Origin of the sequence: Vibrio splendidus 12E03 (assembly GCF_000272105.2) — a bacterium.
GTDB classification, from domain to species: Bacteria; Pseudomonadota; Gammaproteobacteria; order Enterobacterales; family Vibrionaceae; genus Vibrio; species Vibrio splendidus_I.
The window spans coordinates 66856-84469 of the sequence record NZ_AJZD02000183.1; the positions used below are offsets into that span (position 1 = coordinate 66856).

Genomic DNA, 17614 nt, shown 5'->3' on the forward strand with positions numbered 1-17614 from the left:
ATAATTTAATGGACACTCAAAAAACCGCTAACCAGCCGAATATGCCAGTACGTGAGCCAAAATGGTCGTGGAAAAACGTAAAGAAAACTCTCGGTAAAGCTTACGCATTTTTCTACGGTAACCCCCCGGCCATTATAGGTACTTTTTTACTTACGATTGTCTTAGCCGGGGCGTTATTTGCACCTGTATTATCGACTCATAACCCAGAAAAGCGCGTAGCACGTCCACATGTTGCACCAAGCTCTGAGCATATTATGGGCACGACTCGTAGCGGACGTGATGTATATAGCCAGGTTCTATTTGGAGCAAGAAAGTCGCTTACTGTTGCGATCTCTGCGGGCGTAATAGCCATGACAATAGCAGTGCTAGTTGGGGTTTCATCTGGTTACTTTGGTGGAAAAGTCGATGAACGCTTGAACTTCATTACTAACGTATTTCTTGTGTTTCCACAATTACCCTTGCTGATTGTTCTCGCCGCATTCTTAGGGCAGGTCGGTTCGCTGGTTATTACCGTGTTGTTAGGGATAACCTCCTGGCCTTGGGGGGCTAGGGTGATTCGTGCACAGACCATGGCAATTAGAAGCAAAGAGTTCATCATTTCTGCAGAGGTGATGGGGGAATCAAAAATCCGCATTATTTTAGTCGAGATCTTACCAAACTTAGTTTCGATTGTTTTTGGTGGCTTCCTAGGCACGGTTATCTACGCAATGGGCTCCGAAGCTGGTCTAGGTATTTTAGGTTTAGGTGATGCAACAGAGGTGAGTTGGGGCTCTATGTTGTATTGGGCACAGACCTCTTCATCGTTATATACCGGTGCATGGTGGGAAATGCTGGTGCCTGCACTAGCGTTAGCGATTACTGGTGGTGGACTCGCATTGATTAACATGTCTATTGACCAAGTGAGCAACCCTAAATTACGTACGGGCCCACACATCAAACTGTGGCACAAACTTAAAAAAGAAGCAGATAAACGCCGAGGCCTATAATGAGCAATCTATTAGAAATTAATAACCTGTGTGTTGATTACGTTTCTCCTAATGGCGTAGCAAGAGCCGTTAATGACGTTAGTATTTCCATTGCGCCCGGTGAAACGCTCGGTATTGCCGGTGAATCTGGTTGCGGTAAAAGTACATTGGCTTTTGCTATATCACGCTTACATAAAGCACCAGCGCTTATCTCTGAGGGTGAAATACTCTACAAAGGGCAGGATGTTTTAAAGATGAATAACAAGCAGCTACGTGACTTCCGTTGGAATGACGTTTCTATTGTTTTTCAAAGCGCAATGAATTCACTTAATCCCGTTATTACCATCGGTGAGCAGCTAACGGACGTTATTCTAGCGCACAAAAAAATACCTTATAAACAGGCTCACGATCGTGCGGTCGAGCTGTTAGGAACTGTTGGGATTCATGGCGATAGAATGTCGAGCTTTCCTCATCAACTGAGTGGAGGGATGCGTCAGCGAGTTGTTATTGCTATTGCTTTGGCGCTGGAACCTAAATTGATCATCATGGATGAGCCAACAACGGCACTTGATGTGGTGGTCGAACGTGAAATCTTGAATGAACTGTATGAGCTGAAGAGTAAGTTTGGATTCTCTATTCTGTTTATTAGTCACGACTTAAGCCTAATGGGCGAAATTGCTGATCGAATTGGCGTGATGTATGCGGGTAACCTTATCGAATTAGGTGATGCGAAAACGGTATTTAGTGAACCTAAGCATCCTTATACAAAAGGGCTTATCTCTTCATTTCCGACTATTCATGGGCCAAAAGAACGTCTCTACGGGATCCCTGGGAATCCTGTCAACCTTTTGGATACACCTCAAGGATGTAACTTCCAAGAGCGATGTGGCGAATGCATTTCAATGTGCATTAAAAGTGAGCCTCGTTTGGGCGCTATTGCGACCGGGCATCACGTATCTTGTCACCTAGTTTGAGCGAAAGATTATGAATACTTTAAAGAACGTTGATAAAAGCGAAGTTATCTTATCAGTTAAGAATTTGGTAAAAGATTTCCCACTTGGCCAGTCAGTCAAAAGCAATATGATGCGAGCCGTAAATGATGTTTCATTTGATCTACGTAAAGGAGAAGCATTAGCGATTGTTGGTGAATCTGGCTCAGGGAAAAGCACAGGAGCTCGAATTCTTACCCGAATTTACGATAAGACGGCTGGAGATATCGAATTCAAAGGTGAGCCTCTGTCTGACTATATTGAAAAATATGGTGAGCTTGAATATGCACGCCAAGTGCAAATGATTTTTCAAGACCCGTTTGGCTCGCTGAATCCTGTACACACGATTTACCACCATATTGCGCGACCTTTACTTATCCATAAACGAGCAGAAAAAGAAGCGATTCCGAATCTTGTTTATGAATTGCTTGAAATGGTTGGGCTAACACCAGTTAAAGAGACCGCAGAGAAGTACCCGCATGAACTAAGTGGTGGACAACGACAGCGTGTCGCAATTGCACGTGCAATTGCTGTTAGCCCGGAAGTTATCCTAGCTGATGAACCTATCTCTATGCTTGATGTGTCTGTGCGATTAGGAATCCTAAACCTAATGGCTGACTTGAAAGATAAGCATGGTATTTCGTTCATGTACATCACTCATGACATTGCGACGGCGCGTTATTTTGCTGAGAAAACGGCGGTGATGTATGTAGGACATATGGTCGAATGGGGCAATAGCGACAACGTCACTCAGAACCCGCAACATCCGTATTCTCAGTTGTTGTTGTCAGCTGTGCCAGAAGTCGGTAAATCGGGCAAGCGTGACATGAACGTGAAAAAAGGCGATATCCCTTCTTGGAAGCCAAGTAGCGTAGGTTGCCCGTTCGCAAGCCGTTGTATGAAAGCTGACAAACTTTGCACGCAATCAATACCAGAACCGACTCAAATTGCAGAAGAGCATTTTGCTCGTTGTCATCATTTGTAAACTTTAAATCCTTTTTGAAATGCAAAAGAAAGCGCTTTCAAAACTTAAGTGTAAGAATTTTTGGAATTTTGATATGAAACAAGACTACAACTTAACACCAGAGGTCGATGGCAAGTTCGTTGATTTAGATGGTGAGCGTTACTACCAAATCTCTAATGTTGACCAAATGACGCCATTCTTTATTAGCGTTGTATCGTCGAGCGATCACTGGTTATTTATTTCATCAACAGGCAGCCTTTCAGCTGGACGCATTCGTCCGGAAAATGCGCTTTTTCCTTACAAGTCTGTTGACCATATTCATGAAAATGCGGAAAACACCGGCTCAAAATCCATCTTCCGTATTGAACATGGCGACAAGGTTGTACTTTGGGAACCGTTTAATACATTCCATGATGGTATTTTTGATGTTGAACGCAATCTTTATAAAAATACGATTGGAGACAAAATCGTATTTGAAGAGATAAACCATACTTTGCAACTACAGTTCCAATACAGCTGGAATACGAGTGAAAAATACGGATTTATTCGTCGTTCAAAACTGACCAATCTAGCGAGCTTCGAGCGTAAAGTCGAAGCACTAGATGGCTTACAAAATATACTTCCTTCAGGTGCTCCGTTATCAGCTCTTCAAACAAGAAGTGCATTAGTTGATGCGTACAAGTGGAATGAACAAGTTGATGGTAGTTCATTGGCTCTGTTCAGCATGTACGCGAAATTGAGTGATAGAGCCGACCCTGCTGAATCTTTGCTAGCGACGACAGTCTTCAGCTTAGAAACGGAAAGCAGCCAAATTTTATTGACGAGTGCTCAAGTTAATGCGTTCAGAAAAGGTCGAGCGGTTAAAAGTGAACCTTTAACGAAAGGGATTAGAGGAAGTTATTTAGTTCATAAGTCTCTGACGCTGCGAGCACATCAAACCAAAGTTTGGTCGATTGTCGCTGATATAGACAAGACTCATTCCGATATCTGTCAGCTTCAATCTGAGCTCTCTGTTCCTGCTAACCTAGCACTAGCTTTAGAAAAGAGCATTGCAGATAATCAAAATGAATTAATCACATTAATGTCTGGTGCGGATGCGTGGCAAATAACAGCCGAAGAAAATACCAGCGTTCACCATTATGCCAATGTGTTGTTCAATAACATGCGTGGTGGCGTGTTTGAAAACGGCTATATGTTAGAAAAGGCTGACGTAGTTAAAACTATGGAAAAGGCCAACTCTCAGGTAGCAGGCCGCCATCAAGACTTTTTTGATCAGTTAGGGGATGTTTTCAGCCATTCCGAATTAGTTTCGCGCGCTAAAGCGACAGGAGATTCTCAATTAGTTCGATTGAGCTACGAGTATCTACCGCTTACTTTTGGACGTCGTCATGGTGACCCTAGTCGCCCTTGGAACCACTATGAGATTAAGCTCAAAGATGAAAATGGCGAACGCTTACTTTCTTATCAAGGCAACTGGCGTGATATTTTCCAAAACTGGGAAGCGATGGCTCTTAGTTATCCAGGGTTCATCAAATCATTCATCTCTAAGTTTGTTAATGCTTCAACGGTAGATGGCTACAATCCGTATCGAATTACTAAAGATGGTGTAGATTGGGAGCTGTTAGAGGCGGATGATCCTTGGAGTAACATTGGTTACTGGGGCGATCATCAAATCATTTATCTATTAAAATTCCTTGAGTTGGCAGACAAATTTGAGCAAAGCGATCTTATCGAATTACTAGAAAGTGACATTTTTAGTTATGCCAACGTGCCTTACGAGCTTTGTGGAGTTCAAGGTCTCTTTGATAACCCTAAAGATACCGTAGAGTTCAACCAAGACTTGCAGGAATTGACAGAGCAACGTGTAAAGAGTTTAGGCAGTGACGGTCGTTTGTTGATGACGGGTGACCAAGAAGTTTATATGGTCAACTTAATGGAGAAGATACTCGTCCCTTTATTGGCGAAATTGAGTAACTTAGTGCTTGATGGTGGTATTTGGCTCAATACGCAACGTCCAGAATGGAATGATGCAAACAACGCTATCGTTGGTAACGGTCTGTCAATGGTAACCTTGTACTACATGCGTCGCTATGTTGCCTTTATGCAGCGCCTGTTAGAGAAGTCACCATCTTCATACAGTATTTCCAAAGAAGTGTTTGAGTGGATGTCTTCTGTTACACAGATCGTTTCAGAGGCAAATACAGAGATTCGTCAAGATACGGTCACTCGTCAAACTCGTAAAGCAATGCTGACTAAGCTGGCTAAATCCGCTGCTAATTATCGTGAGCGCGTGTACCGAGTAAATGGATTCTCAGGGAAAACGAAAGTTGAGAAAGAAGCGATTGTTCAATTGATGGGCGCGAGCTTAAAAGTCCTAGATTCTACGATTGCAAACAACTTGCGTGAAGACGGTTTATACAATGCGTATAACATCTTGAGTTGTTCTGGTGAGAGCTTGATGGTTGAAGAGCTTTACCCGATGCTAGAAGGGCAAGTTGCAGTATTAAGTTCGGGTCTATTATCACCTAAACAAGCGGTTGAGTTGTTGGATAAATTGTTTGCCAGTGACATGTATCGTGCTGATCAAAACAGCTTCATGCTTTACCCTGACCGTGAGCTGGCTTCATTTATGGACAAAAACTGTTTAGACGCTAAAGACATTGATCAGAGCAAGTTGTTAAGCATGATGGTTGTTGCCAAAGATAACCGATTAGTAAACCAAGACAGCAAAGGTTCTTACCACTTCAATTCAAGTTTTGAGAACAAAGGTTTCCTTCAGACTGCGATTGATGAAATTAAAGCCGATTACCCGTCAATTAGTGATGATGAATTTTGTCATGTATCTAGTTTGTATGAGCGTGTATTCAACCATAAAGCCTTTACTGGACGTTCGGGAACCATGTTTGGTTATGAAGGTTTAGGTTGTATCTATTGGCATATGGTTTCTAAGTTGCTGCTAGCTGTGCAAGAAAACTATCAGCATGCTTGGAGTATGGATTCTAATAGCCAGGAAACTCTTAAATTAGCGGATTACTATTACAAAGTGAGAGCTGGTATTGGTTTCAACAAAACGCCGGAAAACTACGGTGCGTTTCCGACGGATCCGTATTCTCATACGCCAAAGCACTCTGGAGCACAGCAGCCAGGGATGACAGGGCAAGTTAAGGAAGAAGTGATTACCCGTTTTGGCGAGCTAGGTCTAGAGGTCGTTGATGGAACAATTGTAATTAACCCTTCACTTCTTAGTCCTAAAGAGTTCTTACAAAAAGCGGCGACTTTTGACTGCCAAAATATTGAAGGACAAATGCAGAGCTTTATTGTTCAGGCTGGGCAACTGGCTTTTACTTACTGTCAGGTACCATTTATTTACCAACTCAATGATGAGCCAACACAGGGTATTGAAGTTCAGTTTAAAGACGGAACAAGTGAGGCATTTGCATCGTTAACGCTAAATCATGAAATGGCTTCACAGCTCTTTTCTCGTAGTGGTCTCATTGAGAAAGTCGTTGTCGTGTTCTCAAAGCACCAGTTACTCTAATTCTAATTTGAAGTGAAATAAAAAGGCTCTAAGTGAATACTTAGAGCCTTTCTTTTAAGTGTAAAAAATAGGGTGTTTGATATACAAAAATCAAAGCTTGGCCACGGACTCTCTTACAATCAATGTCGGGGTTAATTTGTGCTTCAATGGGTAGTCGCGTTTATTAATTAACGATAAAACACCTTTTGCAGCTTCTTCTCCCATTTCATGGACAGGAAAATCGACCGTCGATAAGCGAGGACGAATATGCTGGCTGTGAGTATCGTTATCGAAGCCTACGACCGAAAGGTCTCGCCCAATAATGAGGTTTCTCTCTGCTGCTACGTCATATACAGCAAGCGCTATGTTGTCATTTTGACAGAAAATCGCGGTGATCTCAGGGTCTCGGTCTAACAAGCGTCGCGCAGCTTCATGGTTACCTTGATGATCAAAGCGCCCCTCTACAAACAGCCCTGCGTCGTATTCGATACCGAACTCTAGCAAGGCATTTCGATACCCTTGAAAGCGATCTCTACTATCAACTTTACTCAACTGGCCTGTGATACAAGCGACTTTTTTATGGCCGTTCTCAAGTAAGTGCTTCGTTGCAAGGTAGCCACCAAGCTCATTATCAATGTAAATACAGCGATCAGAAATCTCAGGAATAAAACGGTTGAGAACAATCATTGTTTCACTGTCTTTCGCTATTTTGATCAGTTCGTCATCACTGAGCTTGTCTGAGTGAACAATGAGGCCATCCACAAGTTTAGATTGCAAAAACTGGATAGAATCGAGCTCTTTGGTTCGTGATTCCTGGCCACTTGTAACGATTAAGTGAATATTATTTTGGCGAACGGTATCTTCAGCTGTATGCATTAATGGTCCATAGAAAGGCCCATCAAGCGAACCAACTAGCATGCCAATGCTATTTGAACGACTGGAGGCTAGAGCTTGTGCAAACGCATTAGGCTTGTAGCCCAGTTGCTCAATAGCTTTAAATACTTTTTCGCGATTGGCTTCCTTTACCGTAGGGTGACCATTTAATGCTCGTGAGACGGTTGATTGAGAAACTTGAGCAAGTTCAGATACTTCTTTAATGGTGATCAATGGTAGTGGCCTTATCTCTACAAGGAGTGAACTAAGCTATATTACCTTCGTGATCAATAAGAGCCTAGTAATCCAATGATTAATATTTAAAAACTCTGAACTGCTTAACGCTAAATTTGAAGGTTAAGCATGCAAAGTAAGGTCACGAATATTTCCATATACTCGACTAAATATCAAGCAAGCGCTTTCTTTGTGTTGTGGTGAAAGTTAATCTGTTTTTCTGAACTTCGTTGTAAGCTATAAAAAATAGAAGCCTGAGAACAAAGGGGTTCTAGGGTGTTATGCAGATAATCAGGTCATAAAAGCTCTTGGGAATCTACGCAAATCACAACGAATTTTAGCAAAATGTGAAACTCAACAAGAAAGCGCTTTCCTAAGGTGAGCATTGTCTCTTTTTTGAACTATGCACTTTTATATACTCATTTTGAAACGGTCGTGCATGGCATATTGGGTCCATGCTCGCGGAGTTATTCATTTATCGACTTTCTGTTATGGGCTCCGATATTACGTGTCGCCTGCTTAGAAAGTCGTGATACAAGGAGTTGTAATGCAAGATCTAACCAATCAGGTAAAGATATTAACGTCTTTTATTTCTGCCGCTTTGATGTCTGGCTGCACGGCGATAGAGCTGCCGGTATCTGAAAGTGCTGACTTAGCTCAAACTGAAAAACCGATCGTGCTATCCCATGCTCCAGTTACTTTAAGTCCAGACTGGCAATTGGTGTGGGAAGACCAGTTTAAAGGCGAGCAAATAAATAAACGTAATTGGTCATTAGAAGTGAACTGTTGGGGAGGAGGGAACAATGAACAACAGTGCTACACGGATGATCCTAATAACGCATTTGTTAAAGATGGCTTTTTACACATTGTCGCGCTGAAGCAAAGTCATACTGGGCCTGACAATGCCGAAGGTACGATTGGCGGAGCAACTAAAACACTCCCTTATACTTCTGCGAGACTAAGTACAAAAGACAAGCGTGACACCAAATATGGCCGTTATGAAATCAGAGCAAAGTTACCTGGTGGACAAGGTTCATGGCCCGCAATTTGGATGCTGCCAACCGACAATAAATACGGCACATGGGCAGCTTCTGGCGAAATCGATATTATGGAAGCGGTTAACCTAAACACACTTTCAGATGCGGCGGGAGCGAAAAATGATGATCTAGAGAGCCGAGTCTATGGGACGTTACATTACGGACGAAATTGGCCAGACAATGTTTATAAAGGGCAGGCCGCGATATTGCCAAATGGTGTGAACCCAACTGATGGCTTCCATACATACGCGATTGAGTGGGAAGAAGGTGAAATTCGTTGGTATGTAGACAATATTCATTACGCGACTCAAACTCAAGAGGGCTGGTACAGCCAATATGAAGCGGAAGAAGGGAAACTCATTAATGCGAGTGGAGCAGCTCCGTTTGATGAAAAATTTCATTTGTTATTGAACTTGGCTGTCGGTGGGGCGTGGTCAGCGAACGCAAATGATAAAGGCATCGACGAAGGTTTGTTTCCGAAAACAATGCTAGTTGATTCAGTAAAGGTATACCGTTGTAAGGTTGATCGTTGGAAAGGAAAAGGGTGTGCAAGTCGCTCTGAACATGCAATACAAGTGATAGGGCACGAAGCTCCGGAGATCTTAGCAACCGATGATAGTTATGCTGATGGACCAACGTTGGAGATTTTTACCGAAACTCTTAACGCAAGCTTGGCTTATGCAAGTTATGACCCATTGGATATTGTTGACTATCAAGAAGTGACCGAACCAAATCGTGGAACAGTGCTACAAGTGAATAAGAAAGAAGGTTCAGGAAATATCTATTTTCGTTCTCCTGTAACAGATGTGACACATTGGCAAGAAACGGGTGAACTGGTCTTTGATTTGAAAGTTGAGAGTATGGCCGACGGGGTTGAACTATTGGTTAAGATGGACAGTGGCTGGCCGAAAACAAGTGACTATACCGTGCCGCTATCAGCAATGAATGAATGGAAGACGGTACGTATTCCAATCGCTGACATTTTAAAGAGAGACAACCGTTTTGCTGGTGGGAATCAAGCTGATCCAACAATGATCACTAACCTTTTAGTGTTTGAGCCTCAAGGGGAAATGAGTTTTAAACTAGATAATATTCGATTTGAAAAGTAAGCCTGTTAACAAAAGGGCTTGAATAAAAGTCTGAATATAAAGGGAACATACAATGTATGTTCCCTTTTTTATTTCGACGATTATTTGAGGAAGACAACCGACGGTGTATTTCGAAACTGGTTCTGAGTGATTGAACGGAGCAATTCGTTTTTAATATGTAAACAGTGACATTTTACTTGGTTCCATGATTGTTCAAACAAAATACTTAACATCTCTATTTTTGTGACTCACGTATAAGAAAGCGCTTTCTTTGGTGGGGTTGATCACGGTTTATATTCACGAGATCGATTTATACTCTTTCCATACCAACTGAGCGGTTAAAGCCAATAAGGTTAAGAGTGCATAGTGAATGTGGGCTTAGATTTGATCTTCTTTAAATCTGTTCGATTGGTTTTTTTAAGAAAAATAAAGAAAGCGCTTTCTTTGTGAAAGTATAATTTGGAACATGGAGTTATTATGAAACTTTCTAAGCTTACCCTTGCTTGTTTAGTCGCTACAGCTGGCTTGTCTACTGCACCTGCTGTACATGCCGAAAAATCGGATGGATTTGAATTTCACGGTTATTTCCGTGCTGGTGTTCTATTCAGTGAAAATGATGATTTTAAACGAGCAAAGTTCCCAGCATCTAAAGAGCGTTTAGGTCGATTGGGTGTTGAGTCGGATAGCCACTTTGAAGTTGCACTGCAGAAAAATTTTGAGAATGACGGTGGTCAGAAAATTCGAATCAAAACACGAGCAGCAGCCAACAATGCGGAATATGCAACCAACCAACTTGGTGCCAATGCCGATGCAACCAACAGCGAAATTGGTATGGCAGAAACTTTTGTCGAGTTTGAAGGTGTATCTGAAACCGGTGTTGTATGGGGTGGTAAGCGCTTTTATGGTAAAGACAATTACATATTTATGACCGACTTTTTCTACACGGATATGTCAGGTACTGGTGTTGGTATTGAAGGTGTTGAGCTAGGTGGTAATAAGTGGGACTTTGCTTATATTGCAAGCGATGACTCTGGCGATACAAGTTTCTGGGGCGACAGCAACAACATCATGCATGCACTTCATGCTGGCGTGAACTTTGGCAGTGTTGAGCTTCACGCTATGGCTAAGTATATGCCAGACAATATGGTCGATTTAGGTTTTGGTAATGGCCCAGAAGCATTCGCTGAGAATGGCTATGAAATGACGGCAATTGTTCACACTGAGTCTGTCTTTGGGTTGTCAGATAAAGGCTTTACAAAATACATCGCGCAGGCTGGTAAAGGCTTAGGTTCGGGTAACCTTTTAGGCGGTACTCTTACGACTTACAACACGTATAAGCCTGGTAGCGACTATCAAAGTTGGTTAACGACAGGCACGGGCTGTGGTACGTCTTGTTTGAAGGCTGTTGATGAAAACGATGTATCACTACGTGCTTTAGCATGGGGTGGGTACTTTTTTGAAAATGGTGTGAATATTTTCCACTCTCTTCAAACCCAGTACAACGATTTTGACAATGGCGACACAGACGGCTGGGTATCAGCAATGGTGCGACCAACGTTCCCAATTTCAGAAAACTTCTTTATCGCTACCGAAGCTGGTTACATGTACAACTACGAAGACCGTAATGGTGAGTCAAAGAATTCTTATGATTACAAACTAACAGTAGCACCGACTCTTGTTGTGCACTCTGGCTTCGGTCCATCTCCAGAAATTCGCTTCATGGCATCTTACCTTGATGGTGAAATGCAAGACGGCACGGGTAAAGAGGGTGACTTTGTTGTAGGTATTCAAGCTGACATGTGGTGGTAGAATTATTTACCTTCGGGTCTTAAGTGATATCGAGCATACCGGGGGAGTGGTATGACGGCCTTGCCTTTAGGGCGGGCAAGGCTCTCGATATCCCTATTTATTGCAATAGTTGAGCTCTTTCCTAGCAGCGTATAGGGGTTCATTTATATTGCTATGAGTCTTCCATATTTGAGTTTCATTTCAAATGTGTTCTTGCCAAAGATACTCATCGACCGCTTCGAAAGAAGCGGTTTTTTTATGTGTGGTATATCTAATCTTTTAAGGCTTAAGGGGGAAAGGGTTATGAGTTATGGGAAGCATGTTGCTTTCTAAATTCGCGAGGGCTGCATCCATTTTGGGTCTTAAAACATTTGGAGAAATAGTTGCTGTCAGAAAAGCCGCAAGACTCAGCAATGTGTTGGATGCTTTTGTTGTCGTTTAATAATAAGGTTGCCGAGTGTCGAATTTGAAGGTCTTTGACGTATTGGTTTGGGGATGTATTTAAAAACTGCCTGAATAACCTTTCTAGTTGCCGCTTGCTGATATACGCCGCTTGCGCAATGGTTTCTGTATCTAATCCTACTTCTTTGTAATGATGGTCAATATGTGCGAGAGCACGGCTCAATGCCAGGGTTGTTTTTGGTAAGCTATGGGTCTGTTCTTGATATCGCCGAGAAAGTTCTATCGCAAGTTGCTGCATTGTGCTCGTCAATATGATTTCAAACCCCTGTTCTGCGTTGTCGTATTCCGATTTGATTTGTTGTAGAAGTCCATTGATTCGTTTCAACTGAGAAAGTGATAACGTAAGCTTTGCTTGATATTCAGATGCTTGTCGAGCAATTGGTTCTACCTTGAAAAGTGCTTGATAACCTGGCATTTGACGCATTGAAGGGACCTCAAAAAAAGGCAATGCCGTATCAAACATCAAGTTTACAATCTTCAGTTTATTTACTTCACAAAATCCATGTTCAATATCCCCATTAATAACAAATACATCTCCTGTACTTAAAGGGTAAGTGTGGCTAGCTACCGTATGCTTCCCACTACCACTCACAACTAAGAAAAGTTCAGAAAAGTCATGGCTATGTACGTCAAAGTCGAAATCGTGATGACCATCGACATAGGCAAATTTTATCTGAGGATATCTCTGATGACTTTGGAGTCTAAACTTGGTTTTCATGTCGCTATTTTACCTATTTTTGTCGCTTATTTGGTAGTTACACGCCGTAGTTAAGATTACTATTTTTTGAACAAAGACAATATTAACTTTTAGAGCGAGAGGTCAAATTTTTGCTCTAAGTAAAAAAATAGTAGGACTTAAAATGAATACTGTGGAAATTCTCGAAGCACAGAAGCAGCTTGCACCCATAAGTCGACAAGCGGCTACTGAGGGCATTGTGCTACTAAAAAATAGTGATTCAATATTGCCATTGCAGGCTAGTGATACGGTGTCTCTTTTTGGTCGCTGTCAGATTGATACCTACCGAAGTGGCACTGGATCTGGTGGAGCGGTGAATGTCCCTTATTCCGTTAATGCATTACAGGGCTTGTATGAGAATCCAAACATCAATCTTAATCTCAGTTTGGTGGAGGTATACCAACGCTGGGTCAAGGACAACCCGTTCAATGACGGCGGTGGTGGTTGGGCAGCTGAACCTTGGTTTCAAGATGAAATGCCTCTTTCAGCTTCTGTTGTGATGGATGCCGCCGCCAAATCTAACAAAGCCATTATTTTTATCGGTCGAACAGCGGGTGAGGATCAAGATAATGCACAGCAGCAAGGTAGTTACAATTTAACCGTGCTCGAAATGCAGATGTTGGAGAAAGTGACGGAACATTTTGATGACGTCATTGTGATACTGAACGTGACTAATATTATTGATATGTCATGGGTAAGCTCACTCAAAGATGCAAGGTCGATCAAGGCGATTTTGTATAGCTGGGCTGCAGGGATGGAAGGGGGGCATGCTTTAGCTGATGTTTTATCAGGTGATGTTAGCCCGAGTGGACGTTTGACCGACACTATTGCGCACTCTTTATCTGATTACCCTTCCAGCGTTAGCTTCGGAAATAAAGAGCGTAATCTGTACCAAGAAGATATTTATGTCGGGTATCGGTATTTTGAAACTTTCAATCCTAAAGCTGTTCAATTTGAGTTTGGTTTTGGGCTGTCCTACACCCGCTTTTCCAATCAATTAAATGCGCTAACGATTCTTGGTTCTGACTCTGAACAAGAGTTGGTATTTGATATTGAAGTTAAAAACATAGGTGAGAAATACAGTGGCAAGGATGTTGTTCAATTATATGTTGAAGCGCCTCAAGGCCAATTGGGGAAGCCATCTAGAGCACTTACAGGGTTTGCAAAAACACCCACATTGGCTCCAAATGAAACAGCACGTGTTAAGGTTTCATTTCTTCTATCTTCGTTAGCGTCATTTGATGATATTGGTAAGACGGGCCACCCTAATAGCTATGTACTTGAAGCAGGGGAATATCAGTTCTATTTGGGAGGCAGCGTTCGACAAGCAAGGCTGGTTGACGAAAGCATAAAAGTTGATGAACTAATAGTTGTTGAGCAACTAACGGAAGCTCTGGCACCCGTCACCGCTTTTAAAAGGCTCGTTCCAAAAGAGATAGGGCAAAATGGGGTTTACAGTTGCGACTATGAATCTGTGCCACTACGAAGCGTCGATTTGAGCGAGCGTATTCTAACTGAACTCCCAACTTCGATTCCTTTTAGTGAAGATAAGGGAATCAAGTTGCTTGATGTGAAACAGGGACAGGCGGATATCGAGGCGTTTGTATCGCAAATGACAGTACAACAGCTGGCGACAATTGTTCGTGGTGAAGGCATGTGCAGCCCCAAGGTAACCCCTGGTACTGCTGCGGCTTTTGGTGGTGTATCACCAAGCTTGTTTGATTTAGGTATCCCTATTGTTGCGGCTGCTGATGGCCCATCGGGTATCCGAATGGATAGTGGACACAAAGCATCACAAGTCCCGATTGGCACGCTATTGGGCTGCACATGGAATACAGAACTGAATGAACAACTGTTTCATTTAGTAGGGAAAGAGATGCAAGCCAATCATATTGATACGTTGCTTGGCCCTGGGATTAACATCCACCGTCACCCTTTGAATGGTCGAAATTTTGAGTATTTCTCAGAAGATCCATTTCTCTCAGGGGTAATGGCTGCATCTCAAACTCTTGGTCTTAGATCTGCAGGCGTGTCCGGCACTATCAAACATTTGGTTGCGAACGACCAAGAAACTGGACGATTTAATGTTGATAGCGTGGTTTCTCAGCGAGCGCTCCGTGAGATTCATCTAAGGCCTTTTGAAATAGCGGTAAAACAAGGAGGAGCCTCGAGTGTTATGACCTCCTACAATCCTATTAATGGTCACTGGGCTGCATCCAATTACGACCTCAATACTACGATTCTTCGTGGGGAGTGGGGTTATAAAGGGATAGTGATGACGGATTGGTGGGCAAAAATGAATGACCCAATCAAAGGTGGTTCTGAAAGTCGAAGTTACACATCCTTTATGCTTCGCTCTCAAAATGATCTGTATATGGTTGTTGAGCATGATGGTGCGGAAAATAACGTGTCGAATGACGATACGTTACAGGCGCTTGAAAACGGAACGTTGAGCTTAGGGGAGTTGCAACGAAGCGCGATGAATATTTGTCGTTTTATTATGGACTCTCCAGCAATGGGCCGCCCATTAGCCGCTTTTGATCCAGTTAAGAGCTTTGAGGCGACTCAAAATATTGATAAACAACAGAGTAAAACTGATGGAGACTTTTGCTCTCTGACGGCAGAGCAACATGCAATAGTATTACCACTTAATATCAGAGAAAACCGTAGCATTGTTTTGGAAGTTAAACAGGCTGGTGTGTATCGATGTGCAGGTATTGTTAACTACGATAGCGGCACCTTGGCTCAATCTGCGTGTAGTTTGAGTCTCAATAACATGTATGCGATGTCTCTATCAGTGAATGGTACTAATGGCGAGACAGTTTCAGTTGAAGGGCTCTCCGTTAAGCTTGATAAAGGCTTTTATTCTTTGGATATTGAATTCATCAAATTAGGCTTAGAATTGGAGCAATTAGAATTTTCGTTTATGCCTGAATAGGACTGGGGGATAACAGTCGTTTATTTAACTCTCATTGCTCAAAAAAGAGGTAAAGTGAGAGAAAATAAACGACTACTTAGAGGCTGAGTTATTGTGCTTTTTGATATTGCTTCATCGCGTCAACAAAGGAGTTTCGCATCCCTTCGATTCCTAATCGCTCAGATTCTTCAACGTAAGTCAGTGCTGCACTAAAATCTCCAGATGAAACCGAGTTTTCTATAAGAGTTTGATAAACCTCTTTCTTATTCAGTGTGTTTTCCGTTAATAAATCTGATTGGGCTACGGTTGATTCTGGAATAATTTGTTGAACTCGTTTTTGACGGTTTTGTTCTTCAACAACGGTGGTTACCGCTGTGAATTTAAAATCAAAGGAGACTTTCCCGATTGCAGAATGGGGGATGGCGTAATCCGTGTTATGAGCGATGTTTGCCTGAATATCGCCAGAACGTATCGCCATATCACTTGGTTTTTCGACAGGAGTTGTTTCTGCGAGTGCTTCGCTGGTTGTGAATACGACCAAGTAAGCAGGAGTCTCGCCGTTTAAGTAACGTTCTTGCAGTTCTATTTGTGCGCAATATCGAGCACCATCAAGCAGGCTAAGTGGCTGGTACTTAATACTTTCATTGCCAATGACATCTAGCGGCTGATAATTTTTGTCTAAGACCAAAAGTGACGGAACGAATGCTGAATAATTAGCATTTGAAGTCATTGAAAAACGAATAGCATCTAGTGTTGTAGGAAGCTTTAGCCCTCCAGCAAAGGATCGGCCAGATTTGAACTCGATTTTAGGGCTTGCTGTGGTGATCGAAACCGATATTTCTTCTGGGTTTGTAATGCTTTGATATTGAATGTTACTCAGGGTTTCGCAGCAGTTTTCGTTGTTTTGTAGCGACTCTAGCCCCGGAGAAGTTTTGTGATAGCTAACCGGTGACTCTGTCACTGTTGAGCAGGCGCTTAGTGCGAATACCGCTGGTAGTATTGCTAAATATTTCATAATTTACTCACAGTAAAAAAGCATATCTGATTCAGAGTACTTAATTGATAATAGTGACACACTACAAGAAAGCGCTTTCTTTTTGAGTGACGGACAACAAATTTAGAGAAATACTTGCCAATAATTGATACGAATTAGGTAACAGGTTGTCGTTGAACTGTTACCTAGATTGAAAGCTAACGAGAAACCGAACTTAATAATTGAGCAAAGCGATCCCAGGATTTTTGGTCAGCTTCTTGTTGATAGTTGTTTGAGCCGAAGACGGTAAAGGCATGCGGCGCACCACTGTAGGTGATCATTTCATGCGGAACTTTGGTTGTTTCAAGCTGAGCGGCGAGGCTGCCAAAGTCTTCCATTGAGATCATGGCGTCAGCTGTGCCATGGAACACGACAACAGGAGCTTTTGTCTCAGAGTAGTCTTGTCCTTTCGGTGTTGATAAACCGCCATGGAAGGTGACATAAGCTTTGGATGGGATACCCGCACGTGCGGCTTCTAAAACGGCTGCGCCACCAAAACAGTAACCCATCATCACGTTATTATCTAAGTTACCACCAAGCCTTTTCGCTTCCATTGCTCCCGCGCTAAGTAGCGCACGCATTTTTTCTCTGTCTTTATACAGCTCGCCGGTGTGTTGCTTTTTATCTTTCACTTCGGTCGGGCGAATGCCTTTACCAAATAGGTCGATGGCGAACACGTTGTAACCTAGCTTGTTGAGCATCTCAGAACGTTTCTTTTCGTAATCGGTTAAGCCATCCCAGTCGTGTATTAGCAGCACCAAAGGCGCTTGGTCACTGGCTTCACTCCAATAACCTTCGTAATCCATCCCATCGACTTGGTAAGTGACGTTTTCTCCTGATATCGCAGAGAAGGGCAGTAAAACTGAAAATAGGCCGAGCGTAGTGAGTGTTCGCATGCGTAATTCCTTTCGATGACAATTGACGTTCCAATCGAAAGTATAGATAACGCGATGATTCTCGCCAGATTTCTGTCTCTAACTTGAAATGTAAGGCAGGGATAACAGGTGGCTA

General features: G+C 42.5%; 11 protein-coding genes. 7 read left to right on the forward strand and 4 right to left on the reverse strand.

Going from position 1 to position 17614, the window contains the following annotated elements; translation table 11 throughout:
* The first annotated feature begins 8 nt into the window (after positions 1-8).
* The 4 genes from A142_RS12890 to A142_RS12905 all read left to right on the forward strand — a co-directional run bounded on the left by A142_RS12890 (position 9) and on the right by A142_RS12905 (position 6456).
* The gene (locus A142_RS12890; RefSeq protein ID WP_019821070.1) at positions 9-986 is read left to right on the forward strand and encodes an ABC transporter permease; all 978 of its coding nucleotides are present in this window, start codon (positions 9-11) and stop codon (positions 984-986) included.
* Entirely contained in the window at positions 986-1939 is a 954-nt protein-coding gene (locus A142_RS12895) for an ABC transporter ATP-binding protein (protein WP_019821072.1), read from the forward strand. The genes A142_RS12890 and A142_RS12895 overlap by 1 nt, the downstream gene beginning before the upstream one ends.
* 10 nt (positions 1940-1949) lie before the next feature.
* The gene (locus A142_RS12900) at positions 1950-2939 is read left to right on the forward strand and encodes an ABC transporter ATP-binding protein (RefSeq protein ID WP_017071889.1); all 990 of its coding nucleotides are present in this window, start codon (positions 1950-1952) and stop codon (positions 2937-2939) included.
* A gap of 73 nt (positions 2940-3012) precedes the next feature.
* Positions 3013-6456, forward strand: a complete 3444-nt coding sequence (locus tag A142_RS12905; protein WP_019821075.1) for a hypothetical protein — start codon at positions 3013-3015, stop codon at positions 6454-6456.
* Between the two features lie 90 nt (positions 6457-6546).
* Here the strand turns inward: A142_RS12905 and A142_RS12910 are convergent, their stop codons facing one another.
* Positions 6547-7542, reverse strand: a complete 996-nt coding sequence (locus tag A142_RS12910; RefSeq protein ID WP_019821076.1) for a LacI family DNA-binding transcriptional regulator — start codon at positions 7540-7542, stop codon at positions 6547-6549.
* 547 nt (positions 7543-8089) lie between these two features.
* On the opposite strand from A142_RS12910, the gene A142_RS12915 reads away from it, so the two are divergent.
* Together A142_RS12915 and A142_RS12920 are read left to right on the forward strand one after the other, a co-directional pair.
* A complete protein-coding gene (locus A142_RS12915; protein ID WP_019821077.1) occupies positions 8090-9688 on the forward strand; it encodes a glycoside hydrolase family 16 protein in 1599 nt (532 codons plus the stop codon).
* A 456-nt stretch (positions 9689-10144) separates the two neighbouring features.
* Positions 10145-11476 carry a carbohydrate porin gene (locus tag A142_RS12920; protein WP_019821079.1) on the forward strand — a complete coding sequence of 444 codons (1332 nt, stop codon included), beginning with the start codon at positions 10145-10147 and terminating at the stop codon, positions 11474-11476.
* 280 nt (positions 11477-11756) lie between these two features.
* Here A142_RS12920 and A142_RS12925 read toward each other — a convergent pair whose 3' ends face one another.
* A complete protein-coding gene (locus A142_RS12925) occupies positions 11757-12635 on the reverse strand; it encodes a helix-turn-helix domain-containing protein (protein WP_019821082.1) in 879 nt (292 codons plus the stop codon).
* Positions 12636-12777: 142 nt separating this feature from the next.
* On the opposite strand from A142_RS12925, the gene A142_RS12930 reads away from it, so the two are divergent.
* A complete protein-coding gene (locus A142_RS12930; protein ID WP_019821084.1) occupies positions 12778-15591 on the forward strand; it encodes a glycoside hydrolase family 3 protein in 2814 nt (937 codons plus the stop codon).
* A gap of 88 nt (positions 15592-15679) precedes the next feature.
* On the opposite strand, the gene A142_RS12935 is transcribed toward A142_RS12930, so the two are convergent.
* Together A142_RS12935 and A142_RS12940 are read right to left on the reverse strand one after the other, a co-directional pair.
* On the reverse strand, positions 15680-16585 hold the full coding sequence (locus A142_RS12935; protein WP_019821089.1) for a MalM family protein: 906 nt from the start codon (positions 16583-16585) through the stop codon (positions 15680-15682).
* A gap of 176 nt (positions 16586-16761) precedes the next feature.
* On the reverse strand, positions 16762-17499 hold the full coding sequence (locus A142_RS12940) for a dienelactone hydrolase family protein (protein ID WP_019821090.1): 738 nt from the start codon (positions 17497-17499) through the stop codon (positions 16762-16764).
* Positions 17500-17614: the final 115 nt, after the last annotated feature.

What these genes read in the sequence shown, in the direction of transcription:
- A142_RS12890 (WP_019821070.1), top strand. Translation starts at nt 9, where the DNA reads ATGGACACTCAAAAAACCGCTAACCAGCCGAATATGCCAGTACGTGAG.
- A142_RS12895 (WP_019821072.1), top strand. Translation starts at nt 986, where the DNA reads ATGAGCAATCTATTAGAAATTAATAACCTGTGTGTTGATTACGTTTCT.
- A142_RS12900 (WP_017071889.1), top strand. Translation starts at nt 1,950, where the DNA reads ATGAATACTTTAAAGAACGTTGATAAAAGCGAAGTTATCTTATCAGTT.
- A142_RS12905 (WP_019821075.1), top strand. Translation starts at nt 3,013, where the DNA reads ATGAAACAAGACTACAACTTAACACCAGAGGTCGATGGCAAGTTCGTT.
- A142_RS12915 (WP_019821077.1), top strand. Translation starts at nt 8,090, where the DNA reads ATGCAAGATCTAACCAATCAGGTAAAGATATTAACGTCTTTTATTTCT.
- A142_RS12920 (WP_019821079.1), top strand. Translation starts at nt 10,145, where the DNA reads ATGAAACTTTCTAAGCTTACCCTTGCTTGTTTAGTCGCTACAGCTGGC.
- A142_RS12925 (WP_019821082.1), bottom strand. Translation starts at nt 12,635, where the DNA reads ATGAAAACCAAGTTTAGACTCCAAAGTCATCAGAGATATCCTCAGATA.
- A142_RS12930 (WP_019821084.1), top strand. Translation starts at nt 12,778, where the DNA reads ATGAATACTGTGGAAATTCTCGAAGCACAGAAGCAGCTTGCACCCATA.
- A142_RS12935 (WP_019821089.1), bottom strand. Translation starts at nt 16,585, where the DNA reads ATGAAATATTTAGCAATACTACCAGCGGTATTCGCACTAAGCGCCTGC.
- A142_RS12940 (WP_019821090.1), bottom strand. Translation starts at nt 17,499, where the DNA reads ATGCGAACACTCACTACGCTCGGCCTATTTTCAGTTTTACTGCCCTTC.